Source organism: Macrococcus animalis (genome assembly GCF_047425875.1).
GTDB classification, from domain to species: Bacteria; Bacillota; Bacilli; order Staphylococcales; family Staphylococcaceae; genus Macrococcoides; species Macrococcoides animalis.
The window spans coordinates 2328100-2345668 of sequence record NZ_CP179727.1; the positions used below are offsets into that span (position 1 = coordinate 2328100).

General features: G+C 32.1%; 16 protein-coding genes. All 16 read left to right on the forward strand.

Annotated features, from left to right (window positions below):
• Positions 1-283 precede the first annotated feature (283 nt).
• The 16 genes from ACMGE9_RS12395 to ACMGE9_RS12470 all read left to right on the forward strand — a co-directional run bounded on the left by ACMGE9_RS12395 (position 284) and on the right by ACMGE9_RS12470 (position 17537).
• Positions 284-1372: a terminase TerL endonuclease subunit gene (locus ACMGE9_RS12395; protein ID WP_414043074.1), complete on the forward strand. Its 1089-nt coding sequence runs from the start codon at positions 284-286 to the stop codon at positions 1370-1372.
• A gap of 331 nt (positions 1373-1703) precedes the next feature.
• Complete coding sequence (locus ACMGE9_RS12400; protein WP_414043075.1) at positions 1704-2924, forward strand: phage portal protein; 1221 nt, start codon at positions 1704-1706, stop codon at positions 2922-2924.
• On the forward strand, positions 2917-3504 hold the full coding sequence (locus ACMGE9_RS12405) for an HK97 family phage prohead protease (RefSeq protein ID WP_414043076.1): 588 nt from the start codon (positions 2917-2919) through the stop codon (positions 3502-3504). The genes ACMGE9_RS12400 and ACMGE9_RS12405 overlap by 8 nt, the downstream gene beginning before the upstream one ends.
• Before the next feature lie 60 nt (positions 3505-3564).
• Entirely contained in the window at positions 3565-4815 is a 1251-nt protein-coding gene (locus ACMGE9_RS12410; protein ID WP_414043077.1) for a phage major capsid protein, read from the forward strand.
• Positions 4816-4892: 77 nt separating this feature from the next.
• A complete protein-coding gene (locus tag ACMGE9_RS12415; RefSeq protein ID WP_414043078.1) occupies positions 4893-5099 on the forward strand; it encodes a hypothetical protein in 207 nt (68 codons plus the stop codon).
• A 2-nt stretch (positions 5100-5101) separates the two neighbouring features.
• The gene (locus ACMGE9_RS12420) at positions 5102-5407 is read left to right on the forward strand and encodes a head-tail connector protein (protein ID WP_414043079.1); all 306 of its coding nucleotides are present in this window, start codon (positions 5102-5104) and stop codon (positions 5405-5407) included.
• Positions 5397-5723, forward strand: a complete 327-nt coding sequence (locus ACMGE9_RS12425; RefSeq protein ID WP_414043080.1) for a head-tail adaptor protein — start codon at positions 5397-5399, stop codon at positions 5721-5723. The genes ACMGE9_RS12420 and ACMGE9_RS12425 overlap by 11 nt, the downstream gene beginning before the upstream one ends.
• A gap of 2 nt (positions 5724-5725) precedes the next feature.
• Positions 5726-6127 (forward strand): HK97-gp10 family putative phage morphogenesis protein, encoded by a 402-nt coding sequence (locus ACMGE9_RS12430; RefSeq protein WP_414043081.1) that lies wholly within the window; start codon positions 5726-5728, stop codon positions 6125-6127.
• Positions 6127-6516 (forward strand): hypothetical protein, encoded by a 390-nt coding sequence (locus tag ACMGE9_RS12435; protein ID WP_414043082.1) that lies wholly within the window; start codon positions 6127-6129, stop codon positions 6514-6516. The genes ACMGE9_RS12430 and ACMGE9_RS12435 overlap by 1 nt, the downstream gene beginning before the upstream one ends.
• 27 nt (positions 6517-6543) lie before the next feature.
• Positions 6544-7131 carry a major tail protein gene (locus ACMGE9_RS12440; RefSeq protein ID WP_414043083.1) on the forward strand — a complete coding sequence of 196 codons (588 nt, stop codon included), beginning with the start codon at positions 6544-6546 and terminating at the stop codon, positions 7129-7131.
• Positions 7132-7261: 130 nt separating this feature from the next.
• Positions 7262-7597, forward strand: a complete 336-nt coding sequence (gene gpG / locus ACMGE9_RS12445) for a phage tail assembly chaperone G (protein WP_414043084.1) — start codon at positions 7262-7264, stop codon at positions 7595-7597.
• A gap of 86 nt (positions 7598-7683) precedes the next feature.
• Positions 7684-7818 (forward strand): hypothetical protein, encoded by a 135-nt coding sequence (locus ACMGE9_RS12450; protein WP_414043085.1) that lies wholly within the window; start codon positions 7684-7686, stop codon positions 7816-7818.
• A gap of 82 nt (positions 7819-7900) precedes the next feature.
• The gene (locus tag ACMGE9_RS12455; protein WP_414043086.1) at positions 7901-12109 is read left to right on the forward strand and encodes a peptidoglycan DD-metalloendopeptidase family protein; all 4209 of its coding nucleotides are present in this window, start codon (positions 7901-7903) and stop codon (positions 12107-12109) included.
• A gap of 66 nt (positions 12110-12175) precedes the next feature.
• The gene (locus ACMGE9_RS12460; protein ID WP_414043087.1) at positions 12176-13714 is read left to right on the forward strand and encodes a phage distal tail protein; all 1539 of its coding nucleotides are present in this window, start codon (positions 12176-12178) and stop codon (positions 13712-13714) included.
• Positions 13715-13732: 18 nt separating this feature from the next.
• Positions 13733-17203: a hypothetical protein gene (locus ACMGE9_RS12465; protein ID WP_414043088.1), complete on the forward strand. Its 3471-nt coding sequence runs from the start codon at positions 13733-13735 to the stop codon at positions 17201-17203.
• Positions 17196-17537 carry a hypothetical protein gene (locus tag ACMGE9_RS12470; RefSeq protein WP_414043089.1) on the forward strand — a complete coding sequence of 114 codons (342 nt, stop codon included), beginning with the start codon at positions 17196-17198 and terminating at the stop codon, positions 17535-17537. The genes ACMGE9_RS12465 and ACMGE9_RS12470 overlap by 8 nt, the downstream gene beginning before the upstream one ends.
• Positions 17538-17569 lie beyond the last annotated feature (32 nt).

Sequence of the window (17569 nt, forward strand, 5' to 3'; positions counted from 1 at the left end):
TGTATATCGAATAACCTATTTAATTCATGGAAACTCTTTTATAAGACAATCATGAGCGAAGCCTTTTAAAAGGAACGTGCAACGACTATCGAACAGTGAGTATCTATCGAGAGGATAAATACAATACAACTTAGTAGAGTACACTCAATGAGTGGAAACAATAGGACTCTTAAAGTAACGATTAAGAGTATGATATAGTCTAAACCGACTACAGTAAGTAGTGTTAAAGTATTACGCAAGTAACGGTAGAATGTCATGTATCATTCTAGATGAGTTTGGTGAAATGAAAGACACAACAATGTATGAGCGTTTAAAGACTGGTATGGGTCAACAAGAGAACCCTTTAACTTTAATAGTTAGTACAGCTGGATCAAATTTAAATAACCCAATGTATGCTGAAGAGTATCAATATATCACTAAGTTACTCAATGGTGAGATTATTGATGAAAATTATTTTGTATATTGTGCTGAGTTAGATGATGAAACAGAAATGAATGATGAATCATTATGGATCAAAGCTATGCCACTATTGGAATCAGAAACTAAACGTGATGTAATCATGAGAAATATTAAAGCTGACATAAAGGAACAAGAACAAAAAGGTAACATGACAGCTATTAAAATTAAAAACTTTAATATGTGGCAAAACAATTCAGATAGTGATGATGTGTTTGTATCTAATAAAAATTGGATGAACAATGTAATAGATAAACCTAATGTAAAAGGAGCAGATGTATATATTGGTGTTGACTTATCAAGATTACATGATTTAAGTTCCGTATCAATGATACATGCTGTTGAAGATAATAAGCTTTGGTGTGACAGTCATTCCTTTATTGGATATGAAGGCTCATTAGATTTAAAGATGCAAAGAGACAAAATGGACTATCAAAGGTTTATTGATGATGGTTATGCAACATTAACAAATTTAAAAAGTGGTTTGATTAACTATAAACAAGTGACTGATTATATTAAATCATATGTTACTGATAATGATTTAAACGTTAAAGGTATTTACTATGATAGAAACTTAGCTAATACGTGGTTAATAGACATGGAAGAACGAGCTTCAGAATTTAAATTAATAGAAGTGGCTCAAAGTATGATGGGATTAAGTGAGACTATTAAACAATATAGATATGATGTGATTGAAGGTAAAGTAGTTCACTCTAATAATCCATTGTTAACGATTGCTGTAAACAATGCTGTGATAAAGAATGTGAATGATAATGTATTAATCAATAAGACTAAAGCTAGGAATAAGATTGATCCTATTGTAGCTTTGATGAACGCATACACTCAAGCACAATTTCATGAACATGCAAAACTAACATTAAAAGAAAGATTAGCGAAAGGTGATGTAATAGTATAATGAAGAAATCTAAAAATTTAATATTAAAAATGTGGAATCTATTGATTACATTATTAAGTGTCTTATTTATTGGTTACGGACATTTAATAATATTTTTAATAGGTTCTTATTTTGTTTTCTTTGGTATATATATGTTCAATGTGATTCTATTCAATATATCAATTGGACTATTTTTAATTTTTATATCCATTTATATCAAAAAAAATCAGTAATAATTATGTCAAGTAAAATTACTTTACACATGTATGAGTAAAGTATAGATAAGAGTTGAGACTGAACAAGTCTCTTTTTTGTCTTTTTACATTTTAAATAGAAAGGAGACAATCATAATTTGAGTTTTTTTAAAAGAAACATAACAACAATAAATGATACAGTATCACATCAAGTACAAGCTTTTGTAGATGTCATTACTAATGAAAATTGGAATGATATTAGTTTCACTGGAATCAATGCTTTAAAGAATGCAGATATATTAACTTCTTTACAGATGATTAGTAGTGATATAGCTGGACTCAAAGTTAAGACTATTCAAGATAGTCATGATGATTTATTAAAGTTATTAAACAATAAACCTAATGACATTATGAATGGTTATAGTTTGAAATATGCTATTGTAGCTAACCTTATATTAGATGGTAATGTATTCGTTGAGATTAGTCGCAATGAAAATGGTAGAGCCATCAAGTTAGATTTAATTAAGAATAGTGATGTTACAGTCAAAGTAGTTAAAGATAGTAAATACATTAAAGAAGTTTATTATGAAGTCGCTACAAATGATAGTAAAACACGTAAAGTAAAATCACTTGACATGATGCATTTTAAAATGAATTCAATTGATGGAATAGTTGGTAGTAGTGTTCTTAGATCATTACAAACCGAGTTAAATATTCAAAACAATAGTCAATCATTCTTAAACAATTTCTTTAAAAATGGAACACATGCAGGTGGCTTACTGAAAGCAAAAGATAGTGGTTTGTCAGATGAAGATAAACTTAAGCTAAAGAATTCATGGCAGAAAGCAAACGCTGGTATGAACAATGCTAACAGTGTTGTAGTTATTGATGAAGATATTGAATATGAACCACTTGAGATTGATACTGAATTAATCAAAATGGTTAATAATAACGATACTTCAACTAAAGCAATTGCACAAGTGTTAGGAATTCCATTGCACAAATTAGGTATCAGCACATCAAATATGGACTTATCACAATTAAATCAAGATTATCTAATAAGCACATTAAAAAGCTATATTGATATTATTCTTAGTGAATTATACAAGTTAGATCATAACATGAATATTGATTTTGATTTTAATGTTGATGCATACAAAAATATTGATGCTAAACAGTTAAGAGAGAATCTTAAACTTGAGAGAGAACTAGGTTTCATATCAGTGAATGAAGGACGTAAAGCGTTAGGGTTACCACCAATTGATGATGAAATTGGTAATCAGTACATCACAAACTTAAACTTTGTTGATAGTTCAATTGCAAAAGAATATCAACTTAATAAAGCACAAGAAAAAGGTGGTGTACAAACGAATGAGTAAGGAAGTTAGAACACTCGAAGCGGAAATTGAAGTTCGTAAATTAGAAGATGATTCTAGTGAAATGATTGTTGAAGGGTATGCATTAAGATTTAATACATGGAGCGAAAACTTAGGAAACTTTATTGAAACAATCACACCTGAAGCGTTAAAGAATACTGAATTAAATAATTTAAGATTATTATTCAATCACAACTGGGATAACGTTCTAGGTAGACAATCAGCTGAAACTTTAGATATTGAGGTTGATGAAGTTGGTTTACGTTTTAAAGCTAAACTACCTAATACTACATTAGGACGTGATTTATACGAACAGATTAGAGTTGGTAACATTAATCAATGTTCATTTGAATTTACGTTAGATAAAGACGGTGAAGATGTTAAGTATGATACTAAGGAATCTATTTACAAACGAACTGTTAAAGCAATCAAACGTATTAGAGAAATCAGCATTGTATCTTTACCAGCATACGAATCAAGTGATGTAGCAATTGCATTACGTAGCATAGAACAATTAGAGAAACGAAATCAATTAGATTTAGTTCAAGTTGAGCTAGATTTATTTAAATTAAAAAATTTATAAGCAAACTTTAAGATTATCAATTATTGATGGTCTTTTTATTTTGCAGTAAAGGAGCAACAAATGACTCAAGAAGAAATTAAATTAGCAATTGAAGAAAAACAAGCTCAATTAGATGCAAAGACAGTTGAAGCAGATGAAGCTATTAAAGCTGAAAATGCTGAGTTAGCTAAATCATTATTAGAAGAAGCTAAAGCTATTCAAGCTGAAATTGATGAGTTAAAAAGTCAATTGGATAAAGAAGAAACTGAAGAAGTTCAAGAAGAACGTTCTGATGTTGAATCTGATGAAGTTGTATCACAAGACAAAGAAGAGCAAGAAGAAGTAACTGAAGTAGTTACTGATAACAAAGATATTGAAGAACTTCAAGCTCGTGTAGATGAGTTAGAAGCTGAATTAAAAAATATTAATATGAATGGGGAACAAAGATCAATGACAAATATTGTAGAAACTGTAGAATTAGATAACAAAAATGAGGTACGTTCAGCATTTGAACATTACATGATGACTGGAGAAAAACGTGATGGTTTAACAACTGAATCTGGAGCTATTATCGTTCCAACTGAAATCGCTAAAGAAGTAGTAGACTATTCAGATGATGTTTCAGCTTTAGCTAACTTAGTACAAGTTAAGAAAGTATCAAATGGACAAGGTGAAGTAGCATTCTTTGATGGTACTAGCGCTCCAGCATTAACAGCAGTTGCTGAATTAGAACAAAATCCAGAATTAGGTATTCGACCAATTAAAAAAGCATCATTCAAAGTAGATACTTACCGTGGTTACTTCCCAGTATCGCAAGAGTCAATTGAAGATGGAATTGGTGCAATTGAATTAGTTAAACAAATTTTAAATGAATCAGTAGTAGCTACTCAAAATAAATTAATCTTAGACGTATTAAACACTCAAGCAGATAATGCTGTAGCTGACTTAGATGCTCTTAAGAAATTAGTAAATGTAGACTTAGCTCCTAAGTACCGTAAACAAGTAGTATTATCTCAAACAGCTTACAATGTTGTTGATACTTACAAAGACGGTAATGGACGTTACTTACTACAAGACTCAATAGCTTCAACATCTGGTAAACAATTATTAGGTATGCCAGTAGCTGTTGTAGAAGATGAGTTAATTGGAGCAGGTGTTGGTTACGTTGGAGATTTAGCTGGAGCTGTTGGTTTAGTAGACCGTTCTCGTTATGATTTGCAATGGACTTCTTACATGCAGTTTGCTCAATGTTTAATGGTAGCTGTGCGTTACGATGCTATCGCTTTAAATCCTAACGCAGTTAAGAAAATTACACTTGCGCTAACAGTTTAATTAAAATTTCAAGCTTAGATTAGTTAATTCTAGTCTGAGCTTTTTATTTTGAAATCTTAATATAAGGAGCTGTAACAATGGAACAATACAAAGTTAAGAAAGCTTATAACGATACTGTGTTAAAGCGTATGACTGAAGTTAATGAAATTTTAGATTTAACTGATGCAAGGGCTAATAAGATTATTGCTTATGATAATACATTAATTGAAAAAGTTGAAGTTAAAAAAGCAGTACGTAAACCTAGAGCTAAAAAGGTAACAGAAACAGTTAAAGATGGTGAATAACCATGAATATAGAAACAGTAAAAAAACATTTAAGACTTACATTTGATTTTGATGATGAATTATTACTTGAATACGTTGAATGGGCTGAAGATGAAATTAAGAATTCGGTATCAAATAGTGAGTTTAGAGATAATCGCTATTTTGATAATAATCCAACGTATGAAAGAGCTGTTATTTTACTCGTTACTCATTTCTATGAGAATAGAAAAGCAATTACGGATAAACCTCAATACAATATAATCTATGGTATTAAAAGTGCAATCTTTAAATTACAAACTCGTTATACAGGTGATTTAGATGAACTTTGATATTAGTAAACTGAATAAACTTATTTCAATAGAAGAAACTACAATTCAAAATGTATCTGGTGTTCAAAAGAAAGTAACGAAAGAATTATATAAACTTTATGCTTTTTTCGATACGGTTTGGGCAAAGGATTATCAAACAGCAGTATCAAATAGTACTCAACATCAAATACGAATCATCACTAGACAAGTACCAACTGAAATAGATACAAATAAGTGTTCTATTAAAGTTGATGGCAAGTCTTACAAGATTATTCAAGTGATACCTGATATGTATGAGCAAAGATTTATGACAATCATAGCTGAAAAGGTTGGATAATCATGAGTAATAACTCAGGTGTAGAGGTTAATGGTACTGACGAGATACTAAGAAATATTGAGAAATTAGGTTTAAATGTTAAGAAAGTAACTGATACAGCTCTAAAAAATGCTAGTGAGATTGTTAGAAAAGAATTAGAAAAGAATACACCTTATGATTTAAAAGATAATGACGGTATTCACATGAAAGATCATGTAGTTATATCTGGTGCTAAAACTGATGCTGAACATGGTGGGAGATATGTAAGTATTGGTTACCCGAAAGGTGTTAAGCATAGAGTTCACTTTGCTGAGTTTGGAACTATCAATCAATCACCTCAAGCATTTATAAGTAAAACTATTCAATCAACTAAATCAGAAGTAAAACAATCAATAATGAAAGAGCTGAAAGGAGCTATTAAGTGATGAGTGAAGTATTTACTAGAAACATTTTAAATGAAGTCTATGAAGCATTGGCTAGTAATGAAACACTCACTAGTTTAGTTCCAGTAGATAATATTTGGCTTAGAAATATACCAGAAGAACAAAGAGGACAATCACCAGTGATTAGAATTAGTCAAACTGGTTGGCAACCTCAGGACTATGCTTCAGATAAACAAACAAGTTACTTTGCTGAATTTCAAATTGACGTTTGGCAGAAACAAGAAGATGGAGACCCTTTTATTATTGGTCAACATATTCAAACAATAATGAAACAAGAACTATTTCAACAGTCCACAAGTATCTTTAATGAAGATATTGATACTGAAATGTTGAGAGACGGTAGACGTTATCAAGGAATAGTTATTATTTAAAACAAAATTTAAAGGAGTTTTTTAACAATGGCAGAAACAAAAAATCATAAGTTCGTAACAGGTGTACGTAATTTCCGTTTAGCTAAGATTACAGCTGATAATAAAGATGCTTTAACAATTGAACCAGTAATTACAGTAGCTGAAGACTTATTACAAAAGTTTGGTGTACAACCAGAATCAAGTTCAGAAAAAGTATGGGCTTCAAATAAAGCAATTGGTACATTAAATTCTAAAAATGGTGGTAAATTAACAGTTGAATTAGCTTCATTACCTCAAGAATTAGATTTAGCTATTCAAGGTGCGACTAAAGATGAAACAACTGGTTTAATCACTTACACAAGTGAAGATATTTCACCAGACTTTGCTGTTTCAGCAGAAATCACTTACAACGATGGTTCTTTTGCTGTATTAGGTTTAGCTAAAGTATCATTTGAATTAGTATCAGATGAAGCAGACACTCAAGAAGATAAAGCTAAAGCTCAATCTTACAAATTAGAGGGAACTGTTTTAGATCGTATAAATGATGGTTGGTACAAAACTAAAGTTTATTCAGACGAAACTGGTTTTGATGTAGCTAAATTTGATACTAAAGTATTCAAAACAGCAACAATTTAAGTAACAACTGAATAAAGTATGGCAATAAGAGTAGAGGGTTAGTAGTCTTTACTCTTATTTTTTAATTATATTATTTCAATGATTATCCACGTAGCAAGACAAAAATAAAATTATAAAGAGGTTATTAACTATGAGAAAAATTACATTAGTTACAGATTTTAATAAAGGTACAAAGAAAGAATTCACTTCAGATTTTGCAAAAGGTTCACTAGCTTTTAGAGCATTTAAAATTGGTAAAGCTTTCGAAAATATGCCACAAGATACTACACCTGATGTTGAATTATTTGAAGAATTAGCAGACGTAGTAACTGTTTCTTACAATGGTCAGTTCACTAAAGAAGAGTTGTTAGATGGTATTGATGCTCCAGATTTATTTGAAGTTTTAATGGAACAGTTACAATCAATCTTTACAAAAAAAGAAATAGCAGACACTACTAAAGATTTTTTGGACAAGAAGAACAAATAGAGTTTGAAGCATTCTCTTATACCAAACAATTTGAGTATTTCATTGAATTCATTGACTTTATGCAATCTAGAGAAGATGGTAAGCACATGAATTTAAATGAGCTTTATGACTCTAACATATTTGATTTAATGGAATCTCAATATAGAATTCTTTCTAAGTTAGAGCAAAAGCAAAAAGAACAAGAACAATCAAATATTGTCGACAATTTTGATTCATTATAAAAAACTCAATATCAAGAGGAGATGCTTAATTAATTTTAAGTGTCTCCTATTTTTTTTGGTTTAAGAAAGGAATGTAAAACACATGAGTATTGGCTCAACTCCTCTAGGTAATATGGCAATACAAGTTGACCTAGATGATACTAAATTAAGACAAAGTACAAGTAATATGAAAGCTTTAATGAAGTCAGTTAATGAAGAATTTAAAGCAAACATGTCAGCAGTTAAGCGTACAGGCTCAGAAATGGACATCCTAGCAACAAGAACTGAGGGCTTAGGTAAGAAGTTTCAAGCTCAAGAGAAGATTGTTAAGAGTTTAGAAGAAGCTTATGAGAAAGCACGTATTGAAGCTGAAAAACAAGGTGCATCACAGCAACAAATTAGAGCTATGGAAAGTAAAAGAGCGCAGTTAAACAAAGAAAAGGCAAGTTTAAATGATTTAACTGGGGCATTACAGAAAGCTCAATCAGAACAAGATGAAATGATGGCTAATAACAAGCGTTTAGAATCATCTTACGGAAAATTAGATACACAAATTAAGCAGGTTGGAGACAAACTAAAAGGTATTGGCTCTGGAATGATAAATACAGGTAAAGACTTGAGTATGAGTATTACAGCTCCATTAATTGGTGCTGGTGCAATGGCTATTAAGTCAGCAAGTGAAGCTGAAGCATCTAAAGCACAGTTTAAATCTGTATTTGGTGATATTTCTAATGATGCAACAGCTAGTTTAAACAAAATATCAGACTCAACAGGGTTATTACCTAATGCTTTAAAGGGTACATTCACACAAATCTCAGCCTTTGCTAAGACTACTGGTGCTGACGGTGCTGAAGCTTTAGATTTAACTAGTAGAGCAACGATGGCAGCTGCTGATAGTGCTTCATTTTACGATAGAAGTATTGAAGAAGTTTCCGAAAATTTACAGTCATTTCTTAAAGGTAACTATGAGAATGATGCGGCTTTAGGTATTTCAGCGAATGAAACAACACGTAATGCTAAAGCTAATGAATTATATGGAAAATCATTTAATGAATTAAACGAACAACAAAAACAATTAACTTTATTAAAAATGGTTGAGGATGGTAATAAGTTATCTGGTGCAATGGGTCAAGCAGCTCGTGAATCTAACACATTAGGTACACAAATGACTAATGCTAAGACAGCTATGAATGACTTCTTAGGTGTCTTAGGTAAACCTATACTTCCTTTAGCAGTTAATGTATTAAAAGACTTAGCTAAATTTGGTAAAGATGTAGCTGATAAGTTTCAAGGTATGAGCAAGTCTGGTCAAATGATGACTCTAGGCTTTGCAGGTGTCGTAGCAATGGCTCCAATACTATTAATGATTATTGGTGGTATGGCAACAGGGTTAGGCGCTATAGCCACTCTAGGAGCACCAGTATGGCTCACAATAGGAGCAATTGTAGCTCTAGGAGCAGGCTTTGTAGTTGCTTATAAGAAGTCTGAGACATTCAGAAATATAGTTAAGAAGTCAATTGATGGTGTAGGCAAAGCCTTTGAAACAGTTAAAGGTACTATAAAAGGTGTATTTCAGTTATTTCAAGGTAACGGTACACAAGGTGTAATGACTTTATCTAAGTTTTTACCACCTAGTTTAGTAACTGGGATCACGTTAACAGTTGATAAAATAAAATCAACACTTAAATCAATGGGTGATGGTGTAGGTAAAGCTTTTAAATCAATTGGTAAAATGCTGACTGATTTCTGGAAACAAAATGGAAAAATGATAGTTCAAGCCTTAAAGAATGTAATGGCTGTAGTCAAACCTATACTATCTGTTTTAGGTAAATTATTTAGCGTTACTTTTAAAGTTGCTTTTGCAATTGCTAAAACTATTGTAGTTGGAACATTTAAGGCTATTGTTGGTGTAATCAAGGGTGCTATAAAAGTAATCACTGGTATCATCCAAGTATTTAGTGCTCTTTTCACAGGCAATTGGAAAAAACTATTTAATGGTTTATGGAAAATTTGTAAAGGTGTCATTCAAATTATTTGGAACGGTATCAACCTTATGTTCTTTGGACGTATCTTAAAAGGTGGAGTGGCGTTCGCTAAAGGATTTACTAAGATATTCCCTAAATTATGGAATGGTATTAAAGAAATTTTCACTAAAACAACAAAAGCTATACTTAAATTTGTAACAGACATTTGGTCTAAACTTCATAAAAATGCAAGTTCAACACTAAATGCAATGTACAAAGCAATTGGTAAAATTTTATCAAACATATACAAAGGCTTTAAGAATATTTTTGATGATATTTGGTCTAAAACTAAGAAAATCTTCAAGGCTATCTTTGAGTATGTACCTAAGAAAATAGTGGCTATGAAAGATGGAGCAATCAAGGGTCTAAAGACAATGAAAAAAGATTTAGGCGATTTGATGGACAAAATGAAGAAAAAAGTGACTGAAACCTTTGGGGATATGGTTGACGGAGCCAAAGAGCTACCTAAGAAATTGGGTGACGGTATCAAGAATGGTGCTAGTAAAGCTGTAGATGGCGTTAAATCTCTAGGTAACAAAATGGTTGATAAACTTGGTGGTGTCGTTAACGGTACTATCGGTGGTATCAATACAGTTACTGACAAATTAGGAATTGGGAAGAAAGTTAAAGAATGGAAAGTTCCTAAATTCAGTACAGGTACTAAGAATGGTGCTTTAGCTAATGATAGTTTAATCACTGTCGGTGACTTTGGCGTTGGTAACGGTGTTGGAAGACGTGAGTTAGTACAATTCCCTAACGGTCAAATGCAATTGTTTGAAAAAGAGACTACTTTACCAGCTCCAGCAGGAACTAAAGTTTATTCAAATAAACAAACTGAACCAATGTTAAAAGCTATGAGGTTTAGCACTGGTACTGGTGGTGGAATTGGTTCATTCTTCAGTAATATTGGTAAGTCAGTCATCAATGGTATTGGAGATGTAATGGACTTTATCGACAATCCAGCTAAATTGGTTGAAAAAATGATTAGTGGTGTCATGAAGAAATTTGGCTTTGATGGACTTAATAACTTTGCTTTAGACTTTGCAAAGGGTGGCTTTGGTCAGATTAAAACTGGTGTTAAATCATTCATTGATAAAATCTTTAATGAGTTTGCATCTAGTAACGCTGACGGTGGTGAAATCTTAGGGTTTCCATTAACTACGCCTTATAGTCCTAATAAACGTCCAGCAGGTTATCCATTCAATGCACACCATTACGGTATTGACTTAGGTACAAAAGCTGGTACTTTAATACACGCTCCAACTAGTGGTGTCTTGTCACAAGTTAATGACTATAACGGTGGTCTAGTAGCTATACTTAAAGATAAAATGTATACTCAATTCTTTATGCATTTAAGCAAAGTATTAGCCAGTGGTGCTGTTAAACAAGGTCAAGCAATCGTTAAAACTGGTAATTCTGGACACATGACAACTGGAGACCATTTACATTATCAAGTACGTAAAAATGATGGAACTGGTGCATGGAATACTAACACAATTGACCCTATCGCTTTCTTAAATAAGAATGGTGGTGGCAGTAAAGTGTCTGGTAGTAAAGGAAATTGGACAGGTACAGTAGTTAGAGCCTTAAAAATGGCTGGTTTACCAACTACTCAAGCATATATCAATGCATGGAATCAACAAATTAAAACAGAATCTGGTGGTAACCCTAACGCAATTGGTGGTACGGATGGCTTAAATGATGGTAGAGCAACAGGTTTAGTTCAAGTTAAACCACCAACATTCAATGCTTATAAATTGGCTGGTCATGGTAACATTATGAACCCACTGGATAACTTAATCGCTGGTATGAGATACGCTAAAACTCGTTATGGTAGTTCATTGTTATCAGTAATTGGACGTGGACACGGTTATAAAACTGGTGGTATCGCTAAGTTTCCACAAGTTGCATCTTTAGCTGAAGAAGGTTGGGAAGAGATTATTATACCAACTAATCCAGCTAGACGTTCAGATGCAATGGCTTTATTAGCTTATACAGCTATGAAGATTATGCCTAAAGAACGTGGTGGAAGTGGACTAGGTAACAAAATACCTAAGATGCCTAATAATTCATCTAATGATGATAGTAAGATGCTTAGTATGTTCATGTCATTCATTGAGAATCAACAGAAACAAATTGAATTACAGCAACAACAAATAAATGCAATACAACAAGATAGATATACTACAGTTGAAGCTAATGGACGTGAAATAGCTAAAGTTACTCATGAATATCATGATGATTTTAAAGCTAGAAAACAGACGTTTCAACCTAGAACTGTAATGTAACTAATATATTTGAAGAGTGATAATCATTTATTGCTCTTCTTTTATTTATATGAAAGGAAGTATTCAATGAGATCATTAATCATAAATGAAAAATTAATGAAACACTTATATATTGGTGATAAATTCACTATACCAACATTCCCAGTAGAGATACAAAGTACAGAAGTCTCAGCAAGAGCTGGAGCAGTCTATACAGGAAAAAAGATTGGTACTTTAGATATTGATATACCTTTGATTTATCAAAACGTTAATAAATTAAAAACTAAAGATGTATCTGATCTATTGATTAGATATTTCAATTCAGATAAAGAAGTATCAATTCATATTGAAAACGAAGATTGGTATTGGATGGGTTACGTTCAAGGAGATTTTAACTTTCCTTTAGATACACAACCGTTCTATACATTTACGCTAAAAGTGAAGTTACTTACACCATATAAATATTCACTAGCTGAGTTTTCAAATATGGCTGTAAAAGGTCAAGTAGCAGTGAACAATGATGGCGCTGTTGAAACATATCCAGTAATTGAAGCTAAGGCTTTAAAAGATACAACACACTTAATGATAGCTAAGAATAATGATGACTATATCATGATTGGTGAGCCACCAACAGCGAACAAAACAGCTAGAAAAGTATCACCAACAGTTTTAAATGATAAGTTACAAACTGTCACAGGTTGGGCTTATGTTCAAACTACAGGCTCACAATTTGGAGACGGTGAAACAGGTGGAATTGTTGGTGCACATGTACGCTCTAACAAGTATGGTTTCTTTGTAGACCCTACAACTTATCCTAAGAGTCCAGATAAATGGGTTGGTGGTGCTCTTAAGAAGTCATTCACACGCTCAGTACAAGACTTTGAACATAATTTTACTGTTAAGTTATTTGAAGATGATATTACAACAAACAAAATTGGAACTGGTAAAGTTTTCACTCATTTATGGGATGAGGCTGGACGATTAGTAGCTACAATTGGGCTAGTAGATGCTAGTTACAATACAAATGATATTACAGTCATTGCTAAGCTCTTTGATGAAGCTGGTGAACCTAAAGCTATATTTAAGTTTAAACCTAAATACGATGTGTATTTAGATGATTATGTTTATTGCTCAATTAAACGAGTTGGCAACAAATGGACATTTAAGACAAATACAATACAGTATCTAAAAATGAGAAGAAGAACTGATATAGCTAAGTATGGACAAACAAGAGAAATTGTTAAAAATACTCATACTGAAACATATACAGATAAATATAAAGAATACATGTCTCCAGTACGTTCAACTAGTATTTATATTGCTAGATTTGATTGGGATAGTACAGCTATTAAAGAATTTAATGCTTTTAGAGCTGGTGCTTACGATATTTCAACTAAAGAGATTATGAGTAAATCAGCTAATGAAGTTGATGAGTTTATTAACGCTGGTGACAAGATTGTAATAGACAATTATAATCAGTCAATGATTTTAAATAAAAAAGATGCTACAAAACATAAAGATTTTGGCTCTAATTACTTTGGATTGGAGCAGGGTCAACATGAACTGTTTGTATATCCAGCGAGTGCATTTGATGTAACTGTTAGATGGCAATCAGTTGACTATTAAACGAAAGGAAGTTACACAATGGCAGTTGGTATACACATATTAAATAGAAACACTGAAGAGATTACAGGCTATTATACAAACAACTCAAAGAAAATGATGGTACTGAGTAACGTTCACGCACGTAATAGAGATGAACACTCAGAAACATTTGATTTTACTGTACCTTATAAATTCTTAGATGATTTTCACAATCAGAATAGAGTTCTTATTCCAGATGTACGTAAGGGTGAGTTTAGAGAATTTGTAATTAAACATAAAGAAACAGCAGATAAAGAAATATTCATTCAATGTGATGGTGCTTGGCTTGATGATCTAGCTAGAAATAGTGAACCATTACCACCAGTTAACCTTAATAATGTAACTGTAGATGAAGCTGTAACTTATGCTTTATCTATAACAGGTTATGAAAAAGGACACATAGAATATGACGGTTTTATTGATTTAGTAACAACTGAATATACTAGACCTTATGACTTGTTATTGAAAATTGAAGAAATTACAGATTTACAGTTTGATGTGACTATTGAGACAAGTGGTAATGAGATTACTGGTAGATATGTTCATATGAATGTACCAGATGATTTATCAGAATTTACAGGTAAAGAGCTTGTACGTGGTAAAGATATTACTACTATCAAACAAAAAGAAAATACACGAGAATTAGCAACAGCTTTATTAATAACTTCAACAGACTCTAAAGGTGCTCCATTAGTTACTAAAGTTTACAATGATGAGGCTAGAGATAGATGGGGAAACAATGGTAAATTCTCTTGGGATATTTACAACATTGAGGCAAACGAAAAATCTAATATGACTACAGCAAAAATGAAAACTATTGGTGCAAGAGAATTAAAGAAACGCATTGAACAAGCTGTAGAGTATGAAGTTCAAGCAGTTGATATAATCGCTCAATTAGGTATTACAGCTAATTTTGGAGATAGAGTACGTGTTAGAGACGTTACGTATAAACCTCATTTCTACTTAGAGGCAACAGTTAAAGCTGTACAGCGTGATATATTCGATGATAACTCTAAAGAATTGGTTTTAGGATCAGTTAAAAAGTTTAGTGAGTCTAGTTTAAGAAGTTATTTTAACTCTATGCAATCACAACTAACAGCAAAAATGAATGATAGCATTAATAATGTGAATACAATCATTGAACAAAACAAAATTCACACAGGAAATACACCACCACCAGACGCTATAGACGGTCAACTTTGGTATGATAATAGTGTTAGTGAAGTAGCTGTATTACGTGAATTTAAAGATGGTGGTTGGACTAATCAGACACCAAATAATGTAGAAAATATAGGTGGTCTCAAAAAAGAGAAAACACTTTATACAAACCTACATCAAATTTATGAAGATTTATTTGTAGAATACTCTAAAATTCAAACATTAGTTAATCAATTATTGTCTAATGAGTATCTAGTAGACACAACAATTAAAAATACATTACAAGTTGCCTTTAATAATCTCAATGGCTCTTTTTTATCTATGAAGTCAGCTGACTCTAGTATGACAGTTGACACAGCTAATATGACTGGTTTAAATGCGCTACAGTTAGCAATTGGTGACTTTAGAACTAAGGTACAAGAAATTAATATTGCTCAAGCAGGTGCACAAAAAGCTATAGATGACAGATTTGGACTATTACAATCACAATATACTGATGAAAAAGCTGGAGTTATCATGCAAGAAGTAGCAAAAGCAACTGGACTTGTATATGATCCAACAAATAACACTTTAACAGGTGATGTTAATGTTTCTGATACTGAATATAATAGAATATATGATAAAGTCACAGCAGACTCAGTTGGTAAATATGTTGAAAGTGGTACTTATTCAACAGATAAAAAAGGTTTGGTAGAAAGTATTGATGCTAACAAGTCAGCTATTGAACAAACAGGTAAGTCTATTAATTTAGAGGTATCTGATAGTAAATTAAATACACAACTAAAGACATTACAAGAGGCTGTAAGCTCAATTAAATTAGTAGCTGATGGTATTAATATTACATCTTCAGCTGATGGTCTTATTTCATCTGTATCTGTAGACCCGACTAATATAAAAATTAAATCAGATATTATTAATTTAATTGGTGACGTTTATATGCAAGATGGACTTGTAAGAGTATCAGACTTAAAAATTGGTGGGGAAGATAAAGCTGGTAAAATTGAAATTAAGAACGCTAATAATGAAGTGTTTTTTGGTTTAGATACTGAACAAGCTACAGCATCAGAATTATCAATTGGTACTCTAAGAGTTGAGAAGATTGAAAATAAAGATATAGTTACACAATCATCTGATAATCTAACTTTCTTTGTATCAAATTTAGGTGATAATGAAAATGATGGTTTAACTTTAGAAACAGCCTTTGCTACCGTTGAACGTGCTTTAGAAGAGGTTCCGACTGTATATAACGGTGAATGTACAATATACTTAAGATTATTGGAGAGTGGTGAAATAGTAGAGGTAAAAGGTTACACAGGTGAGGGTAAAATAACCTTTGCTGGTGTTGCTTCAACTGGTACACCTAGTGTTGGACAAATTAGAAACTCAGTAGCCTTTAAGTTTGCTGGTAACACTATTGAAAGTTATTTAACTAACTTATTGATTGAAACAGAAAACGGTACAAGTGGTGTATCTGTAAGTGGTGCTAGTGTAACAGCAACTAACGTAAACATAAACGGTCAAGGTGGTGGGGAACAAGCTGTATCTATCTCACGTAACGGTTATTTTGAATGGCGTACAGGTCAGTCTAATAACGTTGCTCGTGGTATGACTTGTGCAAGTGGTTCAAATGCTTTCTTAAAAGATGTTACTTTATACGCCAATGATTTTGGTATTGTTTCAGCGTATGCATCACAAGTTGAATGTAATGTAGTGAAAATCAAAGCTGGTACTTCAACAAATGCTTTTGAAGGTTCACTTATTGGCGGTTCAATAACTAATTTAACTACAGCATCAACAGTAGCACCAGCACCACCACCAACAACTAAAACAGTTACTTTAACAAGTAGCTCAGCTGGTCACTATTATAAATCGTCTATAGGTTGGAATGGTGTATTTATGAAATCATACCCAATTCAAGGTACTTGGTCACCTTATGGTGAGCGTATGGGCTTTTGGTTTTTTGGAACTCAATTTGACCGTTTTGTTGGTAAAACAATCAAGAAAGTACGTGTATATATTGGTCGTTCAAGTGTTAACATGCAAGGGTACACAGGTAGTAGAAAAGCTACTTTACGTATGCATACTTACGGAACTAAACCTAGTACAGCACCAGCAACAAGTAACGCTACACAATCTAAAGAAATCTATTTAGCAATGGGTGACTCAAAATGGGTTGATGTTACTAGTGTTTTTGGTTCTATGATTAACCAAACAGCTTGGAAAGGCTTTGCAGTTAATACTGATAGCTCAAGTGCATATGAATACATGGCAATGAAACCAACTTTGAAAGTAGAGGTGACTTACGTTGTCTAAAGCAGTTTTATATAATGATAAAAATTTAGTAATGTTTGTTGTTGAAAATGTTACTTCATATAAACAAGAAACAGTAGAAGATAACAAACTAAATTATACAATTGAGTCTAACAATGTTGGACAAGTTGACATGAAAGGCAGTGCTTTTAGCATTGCTTTTTTTGATGACTTAATTGAGGTTGAAGAATATCAAGATATAACAGATTTATTACCTCAAGCACTAGATAAATCACAATTTATTAGTTTATCTAAAGATGATGAGATAGCTGAATTAAAAGCAAAAATAGAAACATTAGAGGGTGCAATTTTAGAGCTGATTGAAACAGTTCTTTAATTGCTCTTTTAAATTTATACAACAAGGAGACA